This window comes from Leptospira mayottensis 200901116 (assembly GCF_000306675.2).
In the GTDB taxonomy this organism is placed as follows: Bacteria; Spirochaetota; Leptospiria; order Leptospirales; family Leptospiraceae; genus Leptospira; species Leptospira mayottensis.
Map to the genome: position 1 here is coordinate 1,929,715 of NZ_CP024871.1, position 22,031 is coordinate 1,951,745.

Consider the following 22,031-nt stretch of genomic DNA (forward strand, 5'->3'; position numbering starts at 1 on the left):
TTCAAGCCCAGCATTAAGGAGGCAACCGTTTTTGTCGAAAAGTATTTCAGGAGAGATACATGTCACTTGCCAGAAAATCCACAGCGACCGTTGAACAATATAAATCCAACGAAATCTCAACTGTCAGTCAGGGCAAACTCATCGTCATGCTCTATGACGGGGCGGTTCGCTTTCTAAATATCGCTCTGGAGAATAATACTCCCCGGAAATACGATGTGGTCAATAACCATATCCTCAAAGCGGGAGAGATCGTTACGGAACTTATGCTTGCTCTCAACTTAGAGCAAGGTGGGGAAGTGGCAAATAATCTTCTCGGAATTTACGTTTACATCAAAAAACGTCTTTTGGAAGCAAATATGAAGAAGGATTCCGAAATCCTCCAAGAAATCATCAAATACATGGAAGACCTAAAATCGGCTTGGGAAGAAGTAGAAAAAAAAGAAAAATCTAATGTCGTTTCTACACCATTCCAAGGCAATCGCGGAAGCGGTTTATCCATTCAGGGGTAACAATTGTCGGATTCAAATTCAATCGATCTGAATCGTAGCCTTGTCGTCCTTTATGGAGATAAAATTCTTTTGCTTGAGCAATTGATTACCAATCAAAAGCGACAAATGGAAATATTCGGGTTCGGAGACGGAGAAGGCGCGGCTAAAATCGAAGACTCCAATGAAAAAATCATCGACCAACTTTGTTCGGTGGATCTTAAGATCGAAAAAATGGCGGAAGGTGTTCCTCAAACTTTGGAATTGATCGAACTTACAGAAATTCTATTTCAAAAAATGGAAGAGTCCAGATTTTTACATTCTCAAGTGGAAGAGAAAATGAAAAAAATTCTGAAAGAGTATCAGAAAGAATTGAATCAGGTCCAAGTTCAAATTCAGCTTAAGCGCCATCTCAGACGAGACTATTGGAAAACGGGGACTTGTTAGAAAGAGCCCTGGAATTTCTAGGTTTAGAACCGGGGTTTAACGAAAAAGATCTAAAAGAACGTTTTTACTTCCTATCCAAAAAGTATCATCCCGATACGGGAGAATTTTCAAACGATTCTCTATTCAAAGAACTGATCGAATACAGAGATATTTTATATTCTTATTTGGAACAAGAAACATTCAAAAAAGAGAATGTATTTGCCGATCCTCCCAAAAATTTTTACAAAGACGATTACACAATTTACAAACGGGCCAGAGAAATCTATGATTCTGCGATCCACGAATACTATAAGCTCACAGACGGAAATCCGATTTTTTTAAAAGGAGAGGAAAACCCAGTTCTCCGAAAACTCAGACATTCCTTGGAAATTTCCAAATCGGGATTTGAAGAATTGATTTCTTCCCATCCTCAAAGTATCTGGATTCCGGATGCGAAAAATACACTCCAGAAAATCGAAGTTTGGTTTAAGGCACCTTAAGAGAATTAGAAGGCATTGAAAAGACGAAACCAGATGTGTTTCCATTCGTTATACTGATGACCAATACATGCGAACGAAGAGTTAGATACTGTCCTGGAGAGAGGGTTATGTTCATCTTACAGATTCGATTTGGGTTTTCTCCGATCCCGATTGCCGCTAAAGGTCCACCGTTCGGGCTGAGTTCGATTGAATATTCCAACGGTTGATTCGGAATTAAATTCAAAATACCGTCCACACAATCGATTCCCGAGTTTAGATCTGCAGGAAATCTGGAATCATTTTCCGTACTTGCCACATACAATCGATACCCACTGAAAAGAAGTTCTGGATTTCCTGCTCTCAATCGGAGTTCGTAGCCGCTTGCGATCGGAACGATACTGATCAAAGTAGGTGGAGTGGATATCAAACGTGTTGTAGAATAGTGGGGACAACCGAATAAAAGTGAAAATGCCAGAAGCAAAAGCGAAATATAAAAACGTTTCAAAAAGAAATATACTCCCGCCAACCGAACTTTTCAGCCTGCTGATCCGATATTGAGTAGAGTGGAAATCGTAACTTGGGTGTCACTCGATTTTCTTCCGGTAAGTTCCACTTCAATTCGGCCAGAAGTTTATTTCCTTTTCGAGTGTTGCAATGCCTGCACGCAGCAACCAGATTTTCCCAAGAGTTGAATTCCTTCGGTCTTTCTTTTTTGGGAACGTGTTCCCATCGACTCCGTGGAATTACGTGGTCAAGAGTGAGCTTTGTACTTGGAAATTTTTTTCTACAATAAACGCAGTGATAGTTATCTCTTTGAAAAATATTTTCCCTGGAAACTCGATCTTTTCTGGGAGGAACTCTGTAATAGTCTCGGAGAAGTATGATTCTAGGCGCGGTGAATTTGAGTTTTTCAGAGCGGATTAAAAAGTTTTTATCATCCTTGATGAGTTGTGCTTTTTCAAGAATGATCAGAATCAGGGCATCTTTGACCGAACGAATCCCGATGGGAACGTAACCGGCATTCAGCACGAGCACTGGCTGCGCAAGAATGTCCATAAACTGGTCAAAAAATAACCGATGCCTGGAAGATGTAAAGAAATTCTCTAGGTTAAGAGCGTTTCTTTCGAATCCAATAGACGACTCCAAATAATAAAAATACCGTTCCTAAAATTCCGAAAATTAGAAGTTGCCCATTGTGAACCCAATGCATCAATATATCAAAATTATATGCTCCGAAGTATCCCAAATAAACCCAAACCGGAACCGAAATGATTGCGGCGAGAAAATCAAGAGTTACAAAACGATAAAATGAAATTCGATCCGAGGTCCCAGCCGTGAGATAAATCGGCATTCTAAGGCCCGGCATAAAACGAGCCATGAAAGTGACCCAGTTTCCATAGCGAGAAATTTTATCCTGAACCTTTGCAAAACGTTCGGGAGTAACGATTCTTGAAATCATTGGAATCTGAAGAACACGTACTCCGTAAATTCTCCCGATTAAAAAAACGGAACCGTCTCCGATGAGAACCCCGGCCATTCCGATGAGAAACATAAAATGCGGATCTGCTTTGCCGAATCCTGCAATTACTCCTCCGGAAACCAAGGAAATGTCTTCGGGAACCGGAAGTCCGAAACCGCAAAGAATGAGTGCTAAAAAAACGGCAATGTATCCGTATTCCGAGAAGATATTAACCAGAATATTTAAAAATTCCATTTCTTCAGTAAATGCCTTGTGAATTTAGGATTTCAGGACAGTAAAAAACGTCTCGTTTAAAATAGCAGTAAACAAAACAAAAAAAGTGGGCAGACTTTTAGGTAAAGTTTCGAAATTTTGTAAAACGTGTATTTTTCCAGAAATGATTTGATCCAAAAAGAAATTGCGGGACTTGCTCCTTACGCGATTTCCAGTACAAACAATGGAGGAAGATTTTACGAAGAAGAAGAACATTCCTACCGTCTTCCGTTCCAAAGGGACAGAGATAGGGTTCTGCATTCCAGTGCGTTCAAACGTCTTCAATATAAAACTCAAGTGTTTATTTTTTCCGTAGGAGAAAATTATCGAAATCGAATGACACATACCCTCGAAGTTGCTGGTCTTTCTAGGACGATCGCAAGTGCGCTTGGGCTTAATTCTCATCTTTCCGAATCTATCGCTTTGGCCCACGATTTAGGTCACACTCCTTTCGGCCATGCAGGTCAAGAAATTTTGTCTAGTCTTATGAAAGATTATGGCGGTTTTGAGCACAACAAACAATCTCTTCGAATTGTAACTTCGATCGAAAAGAAATATCCAAACTTTCCCGGACTGAACTTATGTAGGGAAACTTTGAAAGGTTTGATGAAACACGGTACCGAGTATGATCCTTCCATGATGCTTTTGGAAAGAAAAGAAAGTGGCCCTTCTTTAGAGGGAATGATCGCGGATCTTTCGGATGAAATCGCCTACACGAGTCATGATATTGAAGATGGTTGGGAGATGGGCTACTTGCATCTCGGTGATTTATCCGAAAATCCTTTTTGGAAAGAAGTCTACGAAGAATGCAAGGAACAATACAAGGATGTAGGTGAAAAAATTCTGGTTCGAACCACAATTCGAACTCTCACTAATTCCATGGTTTCCGATCTGATTCAGAATATTTCCCTTCAGTTGGAAACGAATCAGGTTAAGTCCACGGAAGACCTGATTCGTCTATGGAAGCAGGGAATTCGAATCGCTTCTTTTTCTGAAGAGGTCGATTCCAAATTCAGGGAACTTAAATTTTTTTTGTACGAAAAACTTTATCGCCATGAGGATTTAGTTCGTATGAGCGACTACGGAAAAAAAGTCATAGAATCCTTATTCGATTATTTTTTAAAACATCCTGAAAAAGTTCCGGATACTTACAAAGAAAGAATCGAGGAAGAGTCTCTTTACAGGGTAATCAGCGATTACGTGGCGGGAATGACTGATCGATATGCCGAAAAGATTTATCAGTCATTACCATAATTGTAGATACCGGTTGTGAAGTAGATACCGGTGCCCATGATTTGATTGGCGATTTTTTTCAGTTACTTCATTGTAAAAGCCGAGTTGAATTCCACTGTGACTATTGCGCTCGCTTTCAACCTTATTCACTGCTCCGATTTGGATCGTGGACCCTCTTTCGGATTGATTGAAGAGGCCGATTTGTGTTGCATAAGCTTTGCCGTCCACAACGTTTACCCTCCAATTTGAAAACCAACCGGATTTCTCGGATTCTGTTTAGGAGCCCTATATTTATTCCGTATAATTTTTTAACTTCTCCATAAAAGAGGTTTACGCGAAACACTTCCGTTTCGGTCTTTGGAGGAATTGTTGCTGTGGTTTTTTCAGTCAATGCGACGCCGCAGTTGTTAAAGAGCCAGCAAAAGGATAAAAAAAGAATGGAGAATTTAAATTTTTATTTCATAAGTTTATTTTAATTTTAGAATATTCTATTTTATGGAATTCATTTTTTCGATTTAGATCGTCATTTTCGTTTTGATCTGTTTGTGCTTCAAAGAATATCATTCTCTTACACAGTAGTTAGCGACGATCATGATGGGAATCGTATTGTTGGGGCAATAATTGATGATTCCGATTTGAAATTGTTTTTGGTGTGTTTCCGATATATTGACAATTCCTATATTGAGACCCGTATCCTCTGAGTTAAGATATAGGAAACTCCTATTGATAATTCCTATGCCGATACCTGCTTCGTAATTAAAGATACCGATTGCGATATTTCCGCTTTGTATTTCAAAATTAGCCACACCGATTAAGATCCCTATTCCCGTTTCAGATTTGTGAGTCTGATTAGGATCCAAACCATGCAAAAGAACTCCAAAATTGACGAGTTCGATCTTCAAACCGGCGTGTTTGTGATGGGTAAGATTGATGGCTCCAATTTGAATTCCAATTAAATTGTGAGCAACATTAGCAATTCCTACCTGTCTCCAAACAAATCGTTCCGCACCCCGTTGACGATTCCTACATTTAGTCCGTAGAGGTTTTCGGATTTTCCGTGAAAAGGTTGAACCGGAAAACTTCCGTCTTTGTTTCCAGTGGAAATTTTGCGGTCAATTTAGGGGGTCAAGGCGAAGCCACAGTTGAAGAGCGATATGGACACGATGAAAAGAAAGAGGTTATAAAGAACAGATTCTTTCATGTCGTTTTTTGATTGTGTTTTAATCGAATGATTGTCAAGTATGATATTCGATAAATGGTAGAATCGATGCGTGAATATTTTTATATTACTACTCGGACGCATAAAAATAGTACCGAAAGTTAAGAGGGGATTTTTGTAAAAATGCGTAAGTCCTCATAAAATCACGTCTAGTTTGGAATTACTTGCCTTTTTGAAGAAGATTGAATATTCTAACTTTTGAAATAAGAACCTGTCTCAAAACCTGAAGAAAAATATCTCTAAACGACCCGGCAAGTTTTTAAAAAACGTGGGAGTTCTCACAGAAACCGTCGTTTGGCGGTTTTCTCCCGTCGTTTAAAATTGTAATAGCTCTTACATTCCTAAGGTTCTGAGACCGGCTCCAAGCTCATCATAGTATTCTTTTCATGTGTCCGAGCAGTAAATTATGCAAGTGTCTCGGTAAAATTATGATTTCCGAATATTCTAAAAAAGAATTCTTTTTATTTTGAAGAAATTTCCCCGGGCGCGACCTTTACGTCCACTTTTGTTTCAACAGGTTGCGGTTCGATCGTTTCTGTTTTTACTTCCGTTGTTTGAGATACGGTTTTGAGACAATAATTGATTCCAATCATAAAGGGCAATAATCCTTTTTCACAAAAATTGAGAACTCCGATTTGAAGTTCGTTTCGATTCGTACCCGTATTGACGATTCCGAAACTGATCGCCGGTTTTTCTTTGGGATAAACTTCTAACTTGGTTCCTATATTCACGATTCCAAAATTGACGGAACGTCCTTCATTCGTGTTTACGATTCCCACATTTAAGCCCGCTCCCCAGTTGAATAAGCCTAAATTGAATCTGCCGCTCATTAGATTAACGGCTCCGATGGAAAGAGCCAGATCGTCTACGATTTTCTCCTTCCCTTCGTTTTCATAAGGCGGCATTCCACGATCTAGAAAAAAGTTCGTGTTGAGAAAACCGATTTTTAAAGTGCCATAGGATCCTGAATTATTCAAGAGTCCGAATAGAATTCCAATGGATTCTTCGGAGATGTTTATGATTCCTACTTGAGTTCCGATCAGACTGTGCGCGTAATTCATCCCGCCTAGATTGATGCCATACAACTCCCTTACTTCTCCAAGTAAAAGATTCAGTCTGAAAATCTCGGTCTGCGTCTGAGGCGGAATTTTTACTGTTATCCGAGGAGTGAGCGCAAAACCGCAGTTAGACGCAAAGATCCAACTCGAAAAAAACAATACAAAAGGGGTAAATGTGAATTTGTTTTTCATGGTTTCCGATAAAGAGTAAGTTAGACTTTGATCTAACCGATTGTCAATATTATTTCGAAAGGAAGAACAGAGGAGGTTTGTAAAAAAGTAATTTCTGAGTGGAAGTCGACAAGCCGCAAAGAAAAAATTATTGCGTTCGGACATTGGATCTCTCTTTGATTTTCGAGTGGAAAGAATTTATTTTGTTTATAGATCGGATATTTTCTCGTTTGTAGAGGAATTTTCGGTAGGAGTCGTTCTACAATAGTTCACGACAATCATGATTGGGACCGGTCCGTTTTTACAAAAGTTTAAAACTCCGATTTGAAGATTTCCGTCTTCTTTGATGTTCGAGCCCTTTTTTGGAATTGATAATCTCCTAACCGCAGTTGAATCCCCTACGTTTCAACCGAATCCCTTGTTGTTGAACAGTCCGACGTTGGCTCCGCTGTCGACCCTGTTATAGGCGCCTACAGTAGTAAAGACTTTTAAACTTTTCAAAAAGGCATTTTCAAAGTTTCGATTGGAAAAAATTTATTTTGTTTCTGGATCGGATGCTTTCTCGTTTGTGGAGGAATTCTCGACCGAAGTTGGTCTACAATAGTCCACGGCTACGTTCAATTCGTAGCCATAATTGAAAAGCCCTAAATTTACTCGAAAGACTTCCGTCCTTGTTTGCAGCGGAAATTTTATGGTCACTGCGTGGTAAGAGAACTCCGCAATCGAAATTCATTGTAATTGATTTCTTTAAAGGTTTTGGGACAGCTTTAAATGGAAAACAAAAAGAGGTTTTGCAATTCTTTTTCCGACAATTCTATCTACAAATCGTCCGTTAAGGCCCGCAAAACTTTTCGGATCTGTACGCAGAGTTCTTCTACTTCTTCTTCTGCTGTAAACCAACCCGTGGAAATGCGGATCGCGCGAAGAGCTTCTTCCTCCGAATATCCCATGGAAAGAAGGGAAGGCGCAGGTTCTCTGGAGCGAGACTTGCAAGAAGAACCCGTGGAAACGACAAAGCCCGCTTCTTCCATTCCCATCATAAAAAAGTCAACGTCGTCTGTGGGCAATAAACAAAACGAAGTCGTGGAAATCCGGGTCGATTCTTTTCCGATTAGAATACATCCGCATTCTTCCAGAACGGATTCGATTTTTGTCTGAAAGTTTATGGATCGGTCCAGTTTTCCTTTTTGTTCAGAAAGTCTACGCTTTAGTACTTCGGAAAGTGCTAATATAGAAGGTGAATTTTCGGTTCCGGCTCTGTGGTTGTTTTCCTGGTTGCCACCGTGAAAGATCGCGAATTCTTTTTCGGAAATGAGATCGGAACGAACCCAGGTTCCCGAAGCACCCATCCCAGCTCCGATTTTATGGCCGGAAAAAGTAAAACCGTCAAGCAGCTCAAAAGGAACTTCCAATTTGCCAAAGGACTGCATCAGATCTGAAAAAAACGGAACGGAATATTTCCGAGAAAGTTCGGAAACTTTTTTAATGGGCTGAATTACTCCGGATTCGTTTGCGACGTGAAGTATAAAAACGGCGACGGGTTGGTCTTTTAAAAGTTCTTCAAGATGATTAAGATCGATCTCACCGTTTTTTAAGGAACGAATTTTTCTAAAATCAAAACCCGCGAATTCAAGAGCAGAATACATGGAAGAATGTTCCAAAGAAGAAACGATTGCGGAACCGGAAAATTTTCCTCGAATTGAGTGTGCGAGCAGGTAATTCGCTTCGGTTCCTGTGGAAGAAAAAACAAATTCCTTTGCGGGTTTACCCGTATATTTCTCCAAAGTTTTTCGAGCCGTTTCTATTTTGCCTTGCCTAGCGAGAGAAAACCGAGTCGCTCCGGAAGGATTGTAGAAATCTTCGAAATAGTCCTTCTGAATTTCTACAAGCACGTCGGAAAACGGCGGATGAGTCGCGTTGTAATCAAAATAACGAATCTTCTTCGACATAAAGTTCATCCGCTTCTTCGTATCTTCCTTTTTTTCTGAGAACGTACCTAAGAAGTTTTTTACGATCCTCCACAAGATCGTTTCTTCCACTACCCGTAACTCGATAAGCCTTATCAATTGTATAAAGTGTCGTTTCGAGTTGTTGTAATTCCGACAAAGCGTTGTCAAGTCGTCCTCTGCGAATTTCCGCACGAGCAATCATCAGTCTGGATTCAAAAACGGAACCTTTTTCTAAGAGGTTCGATTTGGAAACCTCGCTAAAATAAAAGATCGTTTTGTTCAAAAAGGAAGGATCTTTTTTCCCGAGTTGATAATTGAGCATTCCTCTCTTCATTAGTAATTCGTCATATTCGACCGTGCCGGGATTAGAAAAAAAGAGCAACTTTTCTAAAATTCCATCCGCTTCCAAAGGAGAGATCGAATTAAGTCCCGTTTTGTAGATCCCGAATGCGAGAAGATTGAGAGCTTTTTTAAAATCATTTGCGCTGACTTTAAAATTTCTTTCCGGATCAATCACAAAAGAATTAGATTTGATCTGAGACCAAACTCTCATCTGATTTTGCTTTTCAGTGAGTACGTTGGGTTGATTTTCGACTTGATTGCAGGAGAAAAACGATTTTGATTTTTTCGTATTTTCCATTTTAAGTCGAACCGTCTCTTCGGTATTTCGAATGTAGTCTGCGTATGCAAGAAGAACTTCTTCAGAGCGACAAACAGCTAAGGCGGCTTTTTCAATTTTTTTGGGAACACTCAAGTCGGGTCCTGAAAAATTCAAAGCCCTTTTGTAGTAGTCCAACGCTTCAAGTACGTTCGGAGAAACCGCCTTCCAATACTCTCCCGGATTAAAACTTCCCGTAATCGGATTTCTGGATTTAGTTTTGGAAAAAAGTTTTTTCTTATCGGATTCTTCATCCATTCCAGCATCTTTGAATCTCCAAATCGACATGGAATCCGTCCAAGCGGGTCTATATAAAACATTATCCCTTTCACTCAAAGCATAATAATAAAGACAGGCTTCCCGCATTATTTCCAAATCAGGGATTCTTTCCCCTAAATCTTGATAAGCGACTTTTTGCTGTAAAATTGAGTCTCCCTTTTCGATAAATTCTCCCGCGATTTTGGGATCATAGCCGGGAGGTTGAATCATCAAGGCCAGTTTACTCAATAGTTTGTATCGATTGGGAAGAATCCATACAACCGCAACCACCCAGACAAAAAGTAGGAACAGGACATATCTACGATTTTCTCGAACGTAAGTTAACAAAGTTTCGAACTCTCCGACATTGGAAAATTGATTCGACTCCTGAATGGATTGGCTACAAAATGAAATTCTGGACGGATGGTTCCTGACAAACGGAACATTCTTTTCAAATCTGTCCCGTTACCTGAATGAATCAAGCAAATAATAAAATCATACAGAGCCGACTTCCTGGTTTCTATTCCGTTTTTCATTGGTATTTGACTTTCCTATTCTCGTTTTTTCCGATCTCGATTTTTTCTCAATCCGAATGCGAGTATTCGGAATCGTTAGTCACTCCGGAGTTTTTTCTTTCTCTTGCATTTGAACGACAAGCGGAAGCTACCAAAATTCCTTCTCAAGAAAAATCGAGAAAGGTTTACGAAGAGTCCGTGGAATATTACGATCGATATATTCATTGTTCAATAGCTCTCAAAAGACAAGTTTCTCCTGTGTCCAGAGCGGCCAAAGCAAACGTCCACTTTTTTCTGGGACAATTTGAAAAAGCGGAGAAAGAAGCGGATGCGGTCATTTTTTCCGATCCCAATTTCAGAGACGGTTATCTTTTAAAGGTCAGAATCCTCATTCGTTTGGGAGAATTCCAAAAAGCGAGTGACTACCTAGAAACAAATCTGAGTCGTTTTTCGGACGATTCCGATTTTCTTTATCTCTTAGGTTCTCTCAATCAAGAACTTAAAAACTATCCGAGAGCGATTTTATATCTAACATCGCTGAGCGATTCGATTCGAAATCGGGAAGGAAATCCGAAATACAGATCTTTTGTAGATAAGTCCTTGGGTGAAATGTATTTTGCGAACGGCCAATTTAAAAAAGCTCTTTACTTTTTTAGTTCTTATCTTCATCAAAATCCCGGCGATATTTCCGCAAGATTGACTCTCGCTAAAATCTGGAATCAACTCGGTAAATTCTCCTCTGCGCGAAAGGAACTGAACAAAATTCTAAAAACGAAAAAAAACCTTTCCTCGGTCGAACATCTCCTCGCGGAAATGTACTTCATCGAGAGTAGGGTGACTGCATTCGAATATTTTAATATTCTCAATCAGGATTCCAAAATTCCGAAAGGAAGCGTTTTGGAAGGTCTTTATCTCGTTTTTCTTGGAAAATACTCGGAAGCCAAAAAATTGCTTCTTCCTATAAAAGAAAAATTTCCGGGTCGTTTGGCGGTTCGTTTGGCTATGTTGGATGTGTATGAAAAAGAGAAAAATCCTTCCTTGTATCTAAGAGAACTTAGAGAAGTCTCGGAACTCGTATTCGGAATGCAACAATTTGAGCTCGCGGAAAGAACTGCACAAAGAGCATTAACGATTCCGGACAAAACTTCCGAATGGAGTGATGCAGAGATTTATGATTTCCTCGCTTCCTGTCACGAACAATCTGGTTACGTGTATCGTGCAATCTTGATGTCCAGAAAGGCGGTTGAAAACGCGCACAAAGAAGAAGAGAAACTCAAATTTCAGCTGCATCTTGCGTATCTACTCAGAGCAAATCCTCCCGGAAAGCAAGAGGAAGCCGAGGCTATCATTCGGAACGTTCTTCAAGCTCATCCGGAAATGGCTTATGCGAGATACTTGCTCGGAATCGTTTTGGCTTCCCAGGAAAAATATAAAGAAGCATTAGAAGAATTGAATGTTGCAATCGAGACCGATTCCGGAAACGGCGCCTATTACTTCTATAGGGCTTCCGTTCACGAAAAATTAGAACAACAGGAATCCATGGAAAAGGATCTGAAAAAATTCATCGAGATTGATCCGGGAAATCCGATCGCTTATAACTATTTGGGGTATTATTTTTCTGAAAAAGGAATCCGTTTGAGCGAATCCCTCTTGCTCGTTCAGAGAGCCGTTGAACTCGCACCGGATAACGAAGCGTATCAGGACAGTTTAGGTTGGATTTTTTTCAAACTGGGAAATCATGACGAAGCGCTCCTGCATCTACAACTTGCATACCAAATTCTAAAAGATAAGGGAGAAGAAGACCCGGTCATTTTAGAACATATCGGCGACGTTTATAAGGAAAAGAGCCAATTCGGAAACGCCGTTGCCTATTGGGAAAAAAGTCTCAAACTTTTCAAAAAGAAGGAAGACATTTCCAGAATCCAAAAAAAATTACAAACTGGTTCTCCCGAAAATCCGGGAAATTCGAAACAAGAATAGAAGATGCGATCGGTCATGAAATTTAAATTATATTTTAATATTCTAATATTTATTTTGATTCTTGGTAAATGCACCACAACTCAAATCGAAGAGATTTCCTTTCCGGATAGAGGAAGTCTGAAATTCCTTTCTTCTAAAAATCCTGAAGCCGCCCGCGTTTTAAAATCCGTCCGAGATTTAGAAACGAAAAATTCTTCTTACTCGGGCGAATTTTCGATGCGGATTGAAAACTTTATTCCAAAAAAGGAAAGTTTTTCCGCAAACGGAAAAATTCTTTACGATAAACCTTCCGGAAAAATGTACATCGAACTTTCCGATCCTTTCTTCGGAATGATTGTTTCCAAAGTATATACAGATGGGAACTCGATTCACATCAAAGCGGTAAACAGTGGGACTCAGATTCTTCCTATGGGGGACATTCTTTTTAAGGATCCGAGTGGTAAAAAACAATCCACAATTCCATTTCCCGTTTTATATTCCCTTTTATCTAATAACAGCTCCGGCCTTGCAGGAAACGATCCTACTTTTGTGAATCTTTCCGAAAGGGCCATTCTCGTTAAAAAACCGGGAGAAGATATCACATTCTGGATCACGGATTTTGGAATCAGCTCTGTGGAACTTCTCTCTCAAAAGAGTAATCTCAAGGCGATCACAAAAGTTCAAGGAACGGTTTCTTTTCCACCGAAAATCACGATCACAAGAATCGTAGAACCCAAGACAAATCTGGATCAGAACAAGATAGAAATCAAAATGAAAAAGATCACTCTTTCCGAAACGATTCCAGATTCTAAATTTCAGTTTTAAATGATAAAGATCAAGGTTTACAACATTCTTTCCTCCATCAATTTGGAGGAATTCAAGATCGAACCATTGAATTCTTTTTTTTGGAACTTGAGAAAAAACTCGAATTCAATTGAAAATAATAGGAGTAAAGATGCTTTCCGAAATTAGAAATAATCATATTCTTGAACTATACATTGAAACCAACGAAGTAAATTCATTAAATGAAGATTTTTTTAAAACGATTTCTGCAAAGTTAGACGCGATTAACAACGATCCGACGGTCAAAGCCGTCATCTTGACTTCTAAAAACGAAAAGTTTTTCTCGAACGGTTTTAATCCGGAAATTTTTGTCGGAAAAACCTCAGAACAAATTCAAGACGTTATGCATATCGCCTTGGATACAGCTTCTAAATATCTTTTTTTAGAAAGACCTGTAATTTGTGCTATGAACGGACATGCCATGGGATTGGGAGCTGTACTTGCGATTTTTTCCGATTATAGAATCATGGTCGAAAAGAAAGGAAGGATCGGTTTTCCCGAATCTCAGATCGGAATCAATTTTCCCGCTGTTCCAGGCTTTATGCTCAAAGAAATCGTAGGGATTACAAAAGCTCGGGATCTTTTATACTCAGGAAAAGGGTTAAAAGCGGAAGAAGCATTAGAGATCGGTCTCATCGACGAAATCTCTTCTTCCTCGGAAGACTTGATGGTGCGCGCTCGCAAATACTGTAATCAGTTTAAGGACATGGCGATCGGTTCCGTGATTGGAATTAAAGTATCCTTACGCGATCCGATCCGCTTTTTTGCGGAACACAATTCGGAAAGAGACGTCAAACTTATTTCGGAAGCTGTATCTTCCAAAAACGGTCAAGAAGGTATGACATCCATCTTGGAAAGAAGACGACCTATATTCCTGTAAATTAAGAATATCTGTATCAAAATCAAAATTGCGACAAGACTCTAACCTCAAAAAATGGGCTTGTTCTCTCTTTTTAATTTATTAGGATACTTTAATATTCTACACCAATGAATTTATTTTGCTCTCTTTGAATTGCAAAATCTTAGTGAAACACCTTTCCAGGATTCAAAATTTCCTTTTTATCGATTTCCTTTTTGAAGGCTCTCAGTCCGAGCACAGCTGGTTTAGAAGTCGCCTTTTCATACCAAGTCTTATGATCGAATCCGATACCGTGGTGGTGAGAAATCGGAGCTCCATTTTGAAAGAATGTTTCCGAAACCATTCGCTTCATTTTGAACCACTGGTCTGCGGGCTTTTTCTCATCCATCGGAAAGATAATCGTGTAGTAGAGACAAGCGCCTTCGTGATAGCTGTGAGAGATATGACACATCGCGATTGAACCCGGAATCGATTTTTCCAGAGAAGAAATTCCTTCCTGGTGAAGATGAAGAACCCGATCATAAGTTGTGGAAGTTTCCATCGTATCTACCCCGATTCCGTTTTCCATTAAGTGATTGCGTAAGAACGGCATGTTATATCTGGAATGGATCCATTGTTCTCCCAAACGGGTTCCCGCATAAAGACCGTGATGTTTACGAATGATCGGCTTGATCTTGGAGAAATTTTGAGAAACGTCTTTCCTAGTTCCGTCAAGACCAAGAAGAACCACACACTTGTCTTCCCCTAAAGATTTCCATTGTAATATTTGATTCTGAATTCGATTTTTAATCCAACGGACCGGAGTATTCTTTCTACCGAGACTACCTAACGTTTGATAAAGACGGGTTTCGTTTTTATCAGAAAGGCGGATCATGGAAGTAGGGATTTCTCTGTGATTGACTTCCCGGATAAAGTCGACTCCGGTCGAAAAATTTGGAAATACGATTCCGAAATACTTTCTCATTTCCGGAAGTTTGTGGACTTTGATCGTTGCTTCGGTGATGATTCCAAGCAAACCTTCGCTTCCCGCAAAGATCCGATTCAACTCTGGACCGGTAGAAGAAGCTGGCTCTCTCAGTGTTTCCACGGTACCCGCAGGAGTGATCAACTTTAAACTTGTGAGAATTTCTTCGATCTTTCCATAACGATTGGATTGTTGTCCTGCACTTCGTGCAGCGATCCAACCGCCTAACGTGGAATATTCAAAAGATTGGGGAAAATGACCGAGAGTAAATCCTTTATCGTTTAAAAATTCTTCAAGTTTTGGCCCATAAATTCCCGCCTGGAACGTAGCAAGGTGGCTTTTTTCGTCGAGGGATAAAAAAGAATTCATCCGGGTTGTATCCAAGGAAAGTGCACTTTTTTGTCCCTTACCTTTGACAACTTCCAATCCTCCCACAACGGAGGAACCACCTCCGTATGGAATTACGGTGATATTGTTTTTAGAACAATATTCTAAAATTTTAAAAACTTCGGACTCCTTACTCGGATAGATGACTCCGTCTACGAAGTTTCTGAGAGTATTGAACGAAAGCCTTAGAACGTCATAATAACTTCTTCCTGCGGAATGAAAAATTCTCTCTCTTCTTTCCACGGAGAAATGTTTAGCTCCGCTAATCTTGCTCAATTCTCGAATTTGAGTCTGGGTAAAAGAGGATTTCGGAAGTGTAATTTCTTCCAGAGAGGTCGGGGGTGTTTTTCGAATTTCGGGGATATGAAGTTCATCTGAGAGAAACGCAAGAATTTCCTGCATCTGTCCCACTCTAAAAAAATCCTGGCCATAAGCCCCCCAGGCGTTCCATCTGAGCCCATCCCTTGAATAATCAATTTTAGAATTGAGTTCCGTATAAAACATAGTTCTAAAGTCTCCGAATGTTCATGAATAAAAAGTCTTTCGATGCACAAGAATGCGGATTCGATCCGATTTCGCAACAGAATATCGAAGATTCGTACTTAAAAACGGACATCCTTAATAATCCCGCCTTTGATGAAATTCTAAAAAGCGATGCTGTTCTTTTTAAGCTTCTAAATCCTATTGATGCCTAACACAATTCAGACGAAAATAGAGAACAGATTGAAATCGTCTCTGGTTGATTGAAAAAATAAGATTTCAAATCATAAAATCATAAATCTAACGCAGTCGATTTAAAAGCGATTGACCCGAACTATTTTTTAGAAATCAATATCTTTATGTCCAAGAATAAAAAACTTCCTTCCAACATTCGATTAACACGCTTCTCGGACTCGTTCGTATATGATTTGTTAGTGATCGGAGGGGGAATCACAGGAGCACACGTTCTTTGGGATTCTACTTTAAGAGGGATGAAATCCATTCTTTTGGAAAAAAACGATTACGCCTCGGGAACAAGTCAGGCTACATCGAAAATGATTCACGGAGGTTTGCGATATTTAAAGAATTTCGAATTGGGGCTTGTGAGAGAATCTCTTCGTGAAAGGGCAATTCTTGCAAGAATTACTCCGCAAGCAGTTCAAACAATGGGTTTTTTGGTTCCGATTTATTCCAATATCGAAAGATTCGTTTTGAAAGCGGGAATGGAGATGTATAACGCATTTTCTTATGATCGAAACGCGAACATTTCCAAAGATCGATTGATTCCAAAATACAGCTTTCTTTCCAAAGAGCAAACTACCATGGAATCTCCCACGATCGAACACGACAAATTGAAGGGTTCTTATTTATATTACGATTATCTAAATATCAATCCGGAAAGGCATACCTGCGAGTTTATTTTCTCTGCGAGGGAAAGAGGAGCGGAGGCAAAAAACTATACCGAAGTAACTTCCATTACCCGTTCCACCGATTCCTTATATACGGTAGTCGCAAAAGACAAAATTTCCGGAAAAGAAATTTCGTTTCAAACCAAGTCTGTTGTAAACGCTACCGGACCTTGGGCAGACCTTGTTGAATCTCTTGCCGGTGTTGAGATCGATAAACATCTTGTGAGATCTAAGGGAATTCATATAATTACGAGGAAAATTTGTGGAGATAAAACTTTAGTAACGAAAAAAAAAGACGGTACACATCTCTTTATCATTCCGTGGAGAAACAAAACAATCATCGGAACCACCGACACAGAGTATATAGATAGTCCGGACAAGTTTCGAGTCACAAAAAAAGACATCGAAGAATTATTAAGCGAAGTCAACTATTCTTTCGGGTATACGGACCTGACCTTGAATGACGTAGATTTTTATTATGGCGGCTTAAGGCCGCTTGTAGAAGATCCGGGAGAAACAAAGTCCACGTACAACGCATCCAGGAAGACGGAAATTTTCGATCATAAAGAATCCGGTTTTCCCGGATTCTTTACGGCGATGGGAGGTAAATACACAACAAGCCGGAGCGTGGGAGAAGCAGTAGTGAACAAAGTCGCCGATTATCTTCCCGGAAATTTTAATGCCTGCGAAACTTCAGTGACTCCTCCTTCCACGGGGAATTATTTAGATCTACTTTCTTTTACAAAGGAACTCGCAAAAAAGTTTCCCAAATTAAGCGGAGAATCAATCGAGACCGTAGCGTTTCGCTACGGTTTGCAGGCGTACCAAATTCTTGAGAAAAGCTCTTTTAAAGAGGAATTTTATACACTTCAAAACGGAGAAAAGTTCTTTGAAAGCGAAGTTCGATTTATTGCAAATAGGGAAGATATCCGTTTTGCGACAGATTTTTTCTTTCGTAGGTCTGGTGTGGGTGTTCCAGGTTTGCCGGAGGAGAAAGAAACGACTAAACTCGTTCGTTCCCTGGCAAAGTATCTACGTTGGAATCAAAACCGAATCTCCAAAGAGATCAAAGCGGTGAAAGAACGTTATAGAATCTACTAAAAGACGTCAAAACGTGAACGAGTTGGAAAGAAGAATCGATAGGAAGTCTTTCATGATTTCAGAACTGTCAGAAAGGTTAATACTATCTTCGTCCACGATTCTTTGAATTACGGTTCCTAAAATTACACTGATTAGAATCCGATTCAAAGTGGGATTTGTAATACCGAAATGTTTCGAAATGATCTCTACGTATTCTTTCATTGCATCCGCAATCAGCGATTTTTCTTCTTCGTGATTTTTCAATCGAGAAGCGTCACAGATGATATAAAGAAGATTTTGGAAATAGGTTTCTCTATCTTGAATCATTCGGAAAAGAGATTCAACTTTGGATTCAAGAGTTTGTCCCAGATTTCCTTTGGAGTAGAGTTGTATTTCCTCGATATCCTTGTTCAGAAGAAACTTTACCAATTCTTTGAATATATCCTCTTTTGTCGCAAAGTAATGATATAAAGTCCCTGTTGAAACATCAAGTTCGGTCGCAATTTCTCTCATTGAAACCGCAGAATATCCTTTTCTCGCGAGAATATCCACACACTTGGATAGAATTTCCGTTTTGTACTTTTCATGATTCACTATCTTTGGCATTGGATTTCCTTAAGCATTTCTTTTTGGTAGCTCTGAATTCTTCGATGTTGAGACCACATTTGTAGTCGATCTGAAAAATCGTCTTTTTACGGTCGGGTCTCAAACAAGGAAGAAAAAGTTCAATAAGCGATTTTTAATTTTTGATAAATAAATCCAAGCAACCAAATCGGCCCAATCAGTAAAAACTGAAGATCTTTAAAGAAAGAAGGTTTTTTACCTTCGATCTTATGGCCGATAAATTGTCCGATCCAAGCTAAAATAAAAATCGTAATCGAAAGTTCCAAAATGCCATAAGAATAAGCTCCGAACATTATCGGGAAAACAGTTCCTTGAAGAAGAACAATCAGATAAATCATCAAAGAACTTAAAATCAACATTCCTAGAGCTAACATAGGCGAAAGTCGTAGATAAAATGCAAGCGATAGAACAAGCGCGATCGTTGCAAAATTTAAGTAAGGGACAGACTGAAACAAAGAAGGTACTGGAATCGACCAAAAAAGACCGATGACAGTAAAGTAAATCAACGGAACACAGATCCAGTGTATGTTTTTATTGACGGGATTTTGATGGCTTTCTGAGTATTCGCTAAACCAGGTTTCTACGGATTTCATAACAACTCCTTTCTGCTAAAAAATTTTAAATGTTCGAAATAGAATCGCAAGTGTTTTTTATAAAACACTATAAGTAAAAAATCTAAAATCAAATGTTTTACTTGGATTCGATCAAAACCACCATTTTGAGCAATTTTGAGTCTACTTCAAAATAGCCGAATTGTATTTGAAATAACTTTTCGACTATGTTTTAAAATTAATTCGGAAAAGGTTTTTGTTCGGAAACGATCTCCTCTTCTTTGAATTCATTCTCCAATTGTGGTTCGACCTCACTCAGAGCAGGTTCCAATGGTCTTGTGATTCTTTCTATTGGTAATTTTTTTACGTGGTTTGCCATTTCTTTCAAAATAGCTTCCGTAATCTGTTTCATGATTTCTCCGGTAATTTGGTTTTCCAAAATTTCGGTAATCATCGAACTGATATCTTCTCCAAGTCGTTTGGAAATTTCTCCCATAAAGGGAATTCTAGAAAGTTCGCCTAACAAAAACTTAGATTTAAGCGCTTCGTTCACTTTTATGTTGAATTGGTCTTGATGAAGCTCAAAAGCCTTTTTAGCCAATTGGCTATAATCCAGGCGAATCATCACTTCTTTTACTCTTTCCAAAGAATGCAGAAATACGGCGTCTGCGATTGTGTCCACGATCACATCTCTAAATCGGAACGTAATTTCTCTCGTAACGATGTCGCTTAGGTTTTGTCCAGACTGACCTAACTTATAGAATGCGATTAGAATTTTCATTCCTCTCAAAAGTAAAAAGGGACGGAGAAAATAAAACGGAATCACTCCTACGATCTCATACCAATTCATCGAGAAAAATGTTCCTGGCTCTTTAGATTTTCTGAACTTAGAGACGAGCTCCATTACCCAAACTACTAAGACAAAAAAATCAAATCCGATCACATAAATATACAGTTCTTTCGGAAGAATTTCATTATACGAATTATAGGTCAAAAGTAGAAAAACATCCAAAGCCGCGATAGGAAGAAGGAATAAATCTCTCCCCGAACCCGGCAATGCTCGAAACCAAAGATAGAAATGCCAAATGTTAAATTTGTTGACCCGGACCGGATAATGTTCGGAATCAGCCATTTTACTCATAACCTCCTTGGAAAGGTTGGTTTACAGTATTTACGAGAATAGAATTCTGGTCACTACAATTCCATGTCTTCTCAAGTGGCAATTGACGGTTTCAATCTGATCTATAAATTCCCCGATTTGGAAGAATGTATGGTTCGAAATCGGCTTTTAGAAGCCAGACAAGGGCTTTTGGAACTGATCGAGTCATACTCCCAAAAGAAAAAGGAGCAAACCTTTCACGTTTTCTTCGACGGAAAGAAAGAAGTCGGTAGCGAAATCTTTCAGGAAACTTTTGGAAAACTAAATGTGTATTTTAGTCATGATAGAAAGGCGGACGATGTGATTAAAGAATTTGTTCGAACAAATGTTCGCCCTTCCGAAATCGAAGTGGTCAGTTCGGATAAAGAGATTTTTTTTCATGCAAAAAAATGGGGAGCCAATCCGATCACTTCCGAAGATTTCGCTACAATTGTCATCGCGAAGATTTCTCCTTCTAAACTCGACGCCGAAGAATTCGAAGATAGAATATTGAATTCTGAAGAAGTAGAACATTGGAAAAACTTATTTAGGAAAGACGAATAACAGTGCTGTTCAATTCAGTGACTTTTGCAATTTTCTTTGCGATCGTTTATGTGATCTACTGGTCGGTTCCGAAAAAAAACCGTCCTAATCTTTTGATTTTTTCTAGTATGTTCTTTTACGCCTGGTTTTCCTGGATTTTTTTTCTCCACTTCCTGTTTGTAATTTTACTTAATTATTTCTTCTATCTTCGCATAAAAACATCTCAAAAAAATCCGAAACGATGGATGATCGTATCGATTCTTTTTAACTGCATCAATCTCGGATTTTTCAAATACTTTTATTTCTTTTCGAGAGTTCTCGCTGATCTTACGGGTTATCCTTTCTTTCAGGAAATTCAAGGAATCATTCATATCGTTCTTCCCCTCGCGATTAGCTTTTACAGTTTTCAAATGATCGCGGCGGCAGTGGACGCAACAAGAAATCCAAACATAGAAACCATTTCTCTCAAAGGATACTTTTTATTTGTTCTATTTTTTCCGGTTCTAATCGCTGGGCCGATTATGAGAACCGGAGATTTTTTTCCGAACTTAGATAACCTGGAGCCGGACCGAAATAAAATCTATAACGGTTGTTATTTGATAATCAGCGGCTTACTCAAAAAGGTCCTGATTGCGGATCCTGCAGCAGGTATTATTTCGCCAATTTTTTCGAATCCGGAAGTGTATGATTCAACTTCTTTGATTCTCGCCGCAATCGGATATTCGATTCAGGTCTTTTGCGATTTTTCGGGTCTTACCGATATGGCACGGGGAGTAGGGGCACTTCTCGGATTTTATCTGCCGGAAAATTTTAAAGCTCCTTTTTTCTCCTTAAGCGGAAGAGAGCTTTGGCAAAGATGGCACATAACGTTATCCTTCTGGCTTCGGGATTATATTTATTTTTCCCTAGGTGGAAGCAGAATTGCACAATGGAGAACGCATTTAAACTTAATTCTTACCATGACTATCGGAGGTTTTTGGCACGGAGCGGATTATACTTTTATCGCGTGGGGCTTTTATTGGGGAGTTCTACTTGCAGGAGAAAGATATTTAGAAACATCCCTTGGATGGAAACTGGTTCCGGAAAAGAATATCGTTTTGAAAGTTCTCAAGGCCTGTATCATATTCTTATCCTTCTCTTTTGGCGCCATTCTTTTCCGAGCAAACAATGCAAGTACGATGGTTCAACACGTAGCCGGAATTTTTAAAAACTCCCCGGGTAGGATAGAAACTGAACTTGCTTCGTCCTCTCTTTTTTGGCTCAGAGATGCGGGAAATTTGGTCGACGGAGGCTCTTTCTTTTTACTCAATCGAATGGAAAATGTGGAAAAATTCCTTTATCTTTTTTTAGCTTTGGTTCTTTTCAATTGGATCCAATACGTTCCCGATTTTTGGAAACGATTTAGAAAATACGATCCTTGGCTTCTTACATGTGCAGGAGTCGTCTCCATTTTTTTACTCGCTTTATTTTCGGAAGACTCGGGCGCCTTTATCTATTACAAATTTTAGGAAA

25 protein-coding genes are annotated in these 22,031 nt (G+C 39.3%); 10 read left to right on the forward strand and 15 right to left on the reverse strand.

The genetic code is table 11. The features are described 5' to 3' along the window. Positions 1-59 precede the first annotated feature (59 nt). Genes fliS through LEP1GSC190_RS08705 form a run of 3 tightly spaced genes read left to right on the forward strand, consistent with a single transcriptional unit; the run spans position 60 to position 1,411 of the window. The gene (fliS, locus tag LEP1GSC190_RS08695) at positions 60-509 is read left to right on the forward strand and encodes a flagellar export chaperone FliS (protein WP_002763804.1); all 450 of its coding nucleotides are present in this window, start codon (positions 60-62) and stop codon (positions 507-509) included. Positions 510-512: 3 nt separating this feature from the next. Further along, complete coding sequence (locus tag LEP1GSC190_RS08700; protein WP_002763854.1) at positions 513-932, forward strand: hypothetical protein; 420 nt, start codon at positions 513-515, stop codon at positions 930-932. Further along, complete coding sequence (locus tag LEP1GSC190_RS08705) at positions 926-1,411, forward strand: J domain-containing protein (RefSeq protein ID WP_004280023.1); 486 nt, start codon at positions 926-928, stop codon at positions 1,409-1,411. Before LEP1GSC190_RS08700 ends, LEP1GSC190_RS08705 begins: the two co-directional genes overlap by 7 nt. Here LEP1GSC190_RS08705 and LEP1GSC190_RS08710 read toward each other — a convergent pair. Genes LEP1GSC190_RS08710 through LEP1GSC190_RS08720 form a run of 3 tightly spaced genes read right to left on the reverse strand, consistent with a single transcriptional unit; the run spans position 1,398 to position 3,104 of the window. Continuing rightward, positions 1,398-1,895, reverse strand: coding sequence for an LIC11661 family lipoprotein (locus tag LEP1GSC190_RS08710; protein ID WP_002763795.1), 498 nt, complete (start codon positions 1,893-1,895; stop codon positions 1,398-1,400). The genes LEP1GSC190_RS08705 and LEP1GSC190_RS08710 overlap by 14 nt on opposite strands. Further along, positions 1,892-2,446: an HNH endonuclease gene (locus LEP1GSC190_RS08715; protein ID WP_036036565.1), complete on the reverse strand. Its 555-nt coding sequence runs from the start codon at positions 2,444-2,446 to the stop codon at positions 1,892-1,894. The genes LEP1GSC190_RS08710 and LEP1GSC190_RS08715 overlap by 4 nt, the downstream gene beginning before the upstream one ends. 52 nt (positions 2,447-2,498) lie before the next feature. Continuing rightward, positions 2,499-3,104 carry a DedA family protein gene (locus tag LEP1GSC190_RS08720; protein WP_002763779.1) on the reverse strand — a complete coding sequence of 202 codons (606 nt, stop codon included), beginning with the start codon at positions 3,102-3,104 and terminating at the stop codon, positions 2,499-2,501. A 126-nt stretch (positions 3,105-3,230) separates the two neighbouring features. On the opposite strand from LEP1GSC190_RS08720, the gene LEP1GSC190_RS08725 reads away from it, so the two are divergent. Beyond that, positions 3,231-4,376: a deoxyguanosinetriphosphate triphosphohydrolase gene (locus LEP1GSC190_RS08725; RefSeq protein ID WP_002763843.1), complete on the forward strand. Its 1,146-nt coding sequence runs from the start codon at positions 3,231-3,233 to the stop codon at positions 4,374-4,376. Here LEP1GSC190_RS08725 and LEP1GSC190_RS19480 read toward each other — a convergent pair. The 8 genes from LEP1GSC190_RS19480 to LEP1GSC190_RS08745 all read right to left on the reverse strand — a co-directional run bounded on the left by LEP1GSC190_RS19480 (position 4,368) and on the right by LEP1GSC190_RS08745 (position 10,016). Further along, positions 4,368-4,583, reverse strand: a complete 216-nt coding sequence (locus LEP1GSC190_RS19480; RefSeq protein ID WP_051019814.1) for a hypothetical protein — start codon at positions 4,581-4,583, stop codon at positions 4,368-4,370. The two genes, LEP1GSC190_RS08725 and LEP1GSC190_RS19480, sit on opposite strands and share 9 nt — an antisense overlap. Next, positions 4,498-4,746, reverse strand: a complete 249-nt coding sequence (locus LEP1GSC190_RS21040) for an LA_2272/LA_2273 family lipoprotein (RefSeq protein WP_004280175.1) — start codon at positions 4,744-4,746, stop codon at positions 4,498-4,500. Before LEP1GSC190_RS21040 ends, LEP1GSC190_RS19480 begins: the two co-directional genes overlap by 86 nt. Before the next feature lie 169 nt (positions 4,747-4,915). Further along, entirely contained in the window at positions 4,916-5,215 is a 300-nt protein-coding gene (locus LEP1GSC190_RS20215) for an LA_2272 family surface repeat-containing protein (protein WP_129533494.1), read from the reverse strand. Between the two features lie 119 nt (positions 5,216-5,334). Continuing rightward, a complete protein-coding gene (locus LEP1GSC190_RS21045) occupies positions 5,335-5,472 on the reverse strand; it encodes an LA_2272/LA_2273 family lipoprotein (RefSeq protein ID WP_420844306.1) in 138 nt (45 codons plus the stop codon). 563 nt (positions 5,473-6,035) lie between these two features. Continuing rightward, positions 6,036-6,968, reverse strand: coding sequence for an LA_2272/LA_2273 family lipoprotein (locus LEP1GSC190_RS08735; RefSeq protein ID WP_004280012.1), 933 nt, complete (start codon positions 6,966-6,968; stop codon positions 6,036-6,038). A gap of 369 nt (positions 6,969-7,337) precedes the next feature. Further along, positions 7,338-7,502, reverse strand: a complete 165-nt coding sequence (locus tag LEP1GSC190_RS19760; RefSeq protein WP_002763797.1) for a hypothetical protein — start codon at positions 7,500-7,502, stop codon at positions 7,338-7,340. 119 nt (positions 7,503-7,621) lie between these two features. Continuing rightward, positions 7,622-8,752, reverse strand: coding sequence for a cysteine desulfurase family protein (locus LEP1GSC190_RS08740; RefSeq protein WP_004280417.1), 1,131 nt, complete (start codon positions 8,750-8,752; stop codon positions 7,622-7,624). After that, complete coding sequence (locus LEP1GSC190_RS08745) at positions 8,727-10,016, reverse strand: hypothetical protein (protein ID WP_002763828.1); 1,290 nt, start codon at positions 10,014-10,016, stop codon at positions 8,727-8,729. The genes LEP1GSC190_RS08740 and LEP1GSC190_RS08745 overlap by 26 nt, the downstream gene beginning before the upstream one ends. 125 nt (positions 10,017-10,141) lie before the next feature. On the opposite strand from LEP1GSC190_RS08745, the gene LEP1GSC190_RS08750 reads away from it, so the two are divergent. From LEP1GSC190_RS08750 to LEP1GSC190_RS08760, 3 genes are all read left to right on the forward strand, one after another. Then, positions 10,142-12,163, forward strand: coding sequence for a tetratricopeptide repeat protein (locus tag LEP1GSC190_RS08750; RefSeq protein ID WP_002763782.1), 2,022 nt, complete (start codon positions 10,142-10,144; stop codon positions 12,161-12,163). 15 nt (positions 12,164-12,178) lie between these two features. After that, positions 12,179-12,967, forward strand: a complete 789-nt coding sequence (locus LEP1GSC190_RS08755) for a hypothetical protein (protein ID WP_002763789.1) — start codon at positions 12,179-12,181, stop codon at positions 12,965-12,967. Between the two features lie 130 nt (positions 12,968-13,097). Then, positions 13,098-13,865, forward strand: a complete 768-nt coding sequence (locus tag LEP1GSC190_RS08760; protein ID WP_002763833.1) for an enoyl-CoA hydratase/isomerase family protein — start codon at positions 13,098-13,100, stop codon at positions 13,863-13,865. Between the two features lie 142 nt (positions 13,866-14,007). On the opposite strand, the gene LEP1GSC190_RS08765 is transcribed toward LEP1GSC190_RS08760, so the two are convergent. Beyond that, positions 14,008-15,699: an FAD-binding oxidoreductase gene (locus LEP1GSC190_RS08765; protein WP_002763777.1), complete on the reverse strand. Its 1,692-nt coding sequence runs from the start codon at positions 15,697-15,699 to the stop codon at positions 14,008-14,010. Between the two features lie 335 nt (positions 15,700-16,034). On the opposite strand from LEP1GSC190_RS08765, the gene LEP1GSC190_RS08770 reads away from it, so the two are divergent. Next, the gene (locus LEP1GSC190_RS08770; RefSeq protein ID WP_004280158.1) at positions 16,035-17,684 is read left to right on the forward strand and encodes a glycerol-3-phosphate dehydrogenase/oxidase; all 1,650 of its coding nucleotides are present in this window, start codon (positions 16,035-16,037) and stop codon (positions 17,682-17,684) included. A gap of 6 nt (positions 17,685-17,690) precedes the next feature. On the opposite strand, the gene LEP1GSC190_RS08775 is transcribed toward LEP1GSC190_RS08770, so the two are convergent. The 3 genes from LEP1GSC190_RS08775 to LEP1GSC190_RS08785 all read right to left on the reverse strand — a co-directional run bounded on the left by LEP1GSC190_RS08775 (position 17,691) and on the right by LEP1GSC190_RS08785 (position 19,970). Next, positions 17,691-18,269: a TetR/AcrR family transcriptional regulator gene (locus LEP1GSC190_RS08775; protein WP_002763841.1), complete on the reverse strand. Its 579-nt coding sequence runs from the start codon at positions 18,267-18,269 to the stop codon at positions 17,691-17,693. Between the two features lie 119 nt (positions 18,270-18,388). Then, a complete protein-coding gene (locus LEP1GSC190_RS08780) occupies positions 18,389-18,880 on the reverse strand; it encodes an Mpo1 family 2-hydroxy fatty acid dioxygenase (protein WP_004280612.1) in 492 nt (163 codons plus the stop codon). A 196-nt stretch (positions 18,881-19,076) separates the two neighbouring features. Further along, a complete protein-coding gene (locus LEP1GSC190_RS08785) occupies positions 19,077-19,970 on the reverse strand; it encodes a hypothetical protein (protein WP_004280458.1) in 894 nt (297 codons plus the stop codon). A 72-nt stretch (positions 19,971-20,042) separates the two neighbouring features. Here LEP1GSC190_RS08785 and LEP1GSC190_RS08790 point away from each other — a divergent pair, with 72 nt between their 5' ends. Continuing rightward, positions 20,043-20,540 carry an NYN domain-containing protein gene (locus LEP1GSC190_RS08790; protein WP_002763825.1) on the forward strand — a complete coding sequence of 166 codons (498 nt, stop codon included), beginning with the start codon at positions 20,043-20,045 and terminating at the stop codon, positions 20,538-20,540. A 2-nt stretch (positions 20,541-20,542) separates the two neighbouring features. Next, positions 20,543-22,027, forward strand: coding sequence for an MBOAT family O-acyltransferase (locus LEP1GSC190_RS08795; protein ID WP_002763785.1), 1,485 nt, complete (start codon positions 20,543-20,545; stop codon positions 22,025-22,027). The last annotated feature ends 4 nt before the right edge of the window (positions 22,028-22,031 follow it).

Excerpts from the sequence above, each read along its gene's own strand:
- fliS (WP_002763804.1), top strand. The coding sequence starts at position 60 with ATGTCACTTGCCAGAAAATCCACAGCGACCGTTGAACAATATAAATCC.
- LEP1GSC190_RS08715 (WP_036036565.1), bottom strand. The coding sequence starts at position 2,446 with ATGGACATTCTTGCGCAGCCAGTGCTCGTGCTGAATGCCGGTTACGTT.
- LEP1GSC190_RS08720 (WP_002763779.1), bottom strand. The coding sequence starts at position 3,104 with ATGGAATTTTTAAATATTCTGGTTAATATCTTCTCGGAATACGGATAC.
- LEP1GSC190_RS08735 (WP_004280012.1), bottom strand. The coding sequence starts at position 6,968 with ATGTCCGAACGCAATAATTTTTTCTTTGCGGCTTGTCGACTTCCACTC.
- LEP1GSC190_RS08740 (WP_004280417.1), bottom strand. The coding sequence starts at position 8,752 with ATGTCGAAGAAGATTCGTTATTTTGATTACAACGCGACTCATCCGCCG.
- LEP1GSC190_RS08750 (WP_002763782.1), top strand. The coding sequence starts at position 10,142 with ATGAATCAAGCAAATAATAAAATCATACAGAGCCGACTTCCTGGTTTC.
- LEP1GSC190_RS08755 (WP_002763789.1), top strand. The coding sequence starts at position 12,179 with ATGAAATTTAAATTATATTTTAATATTCTAATATTTATTTTGATTCTT.
- LEP1GSC190_RS08760 (WP_002763833.1), top strand. The coding sequence starts at position 13,098 with ATGCTTTCCGAAATTAGAAATAATCATATTCTTGAACTATACATTGAA.
- LEP1GSC190_RS08765 (WP_002763777.1), bottom strand. The coding sequence starts at position 15,699 with ATGTTTTATACGGAACTCAATTCTAAAATTGATTATTCAAGGGATGGG.
- LEP1GSC190_RS08770 (WP_004280158.1), top strand. The coding sequence starts at position 16,035 with ATGTCCAAGAATAAAAAACTTCCTTCCAACATTCGATTAACACGCTTC.
- LEP1GSC190_RS08775 (WP_002763841.1), bottom strand. The coding sequence starts at position 18,269 with ATGCCAAAGATAGTGAATCATGAAAAGTACAAAACGGAAATTCTATCC.
- LEP1GSC190_RS08780 (WP_004280612.1), bottom strand. The coding sequence starts at position 18,880 with ATGAAATCCGTAGAAACCTGGTTTAGCGAATACTCAGAAAGCCATCAA.
- LEP1GSC190_RS08785 (WP_004280458.1), bottom strand. The coding sequence starts at position 19,970 with ATGGCTGATTCCGAACATTATCCGGTCCGGGTCAACAAATTTAACATT.
- LEP1GSC190_RS08790 (WP_002763825.1), top strand. The coding sequence starts at position 20,043 with ATGTCTTCTCAAGTGGCAATTGACGGTTTCAATCTGATCTATAAATTC.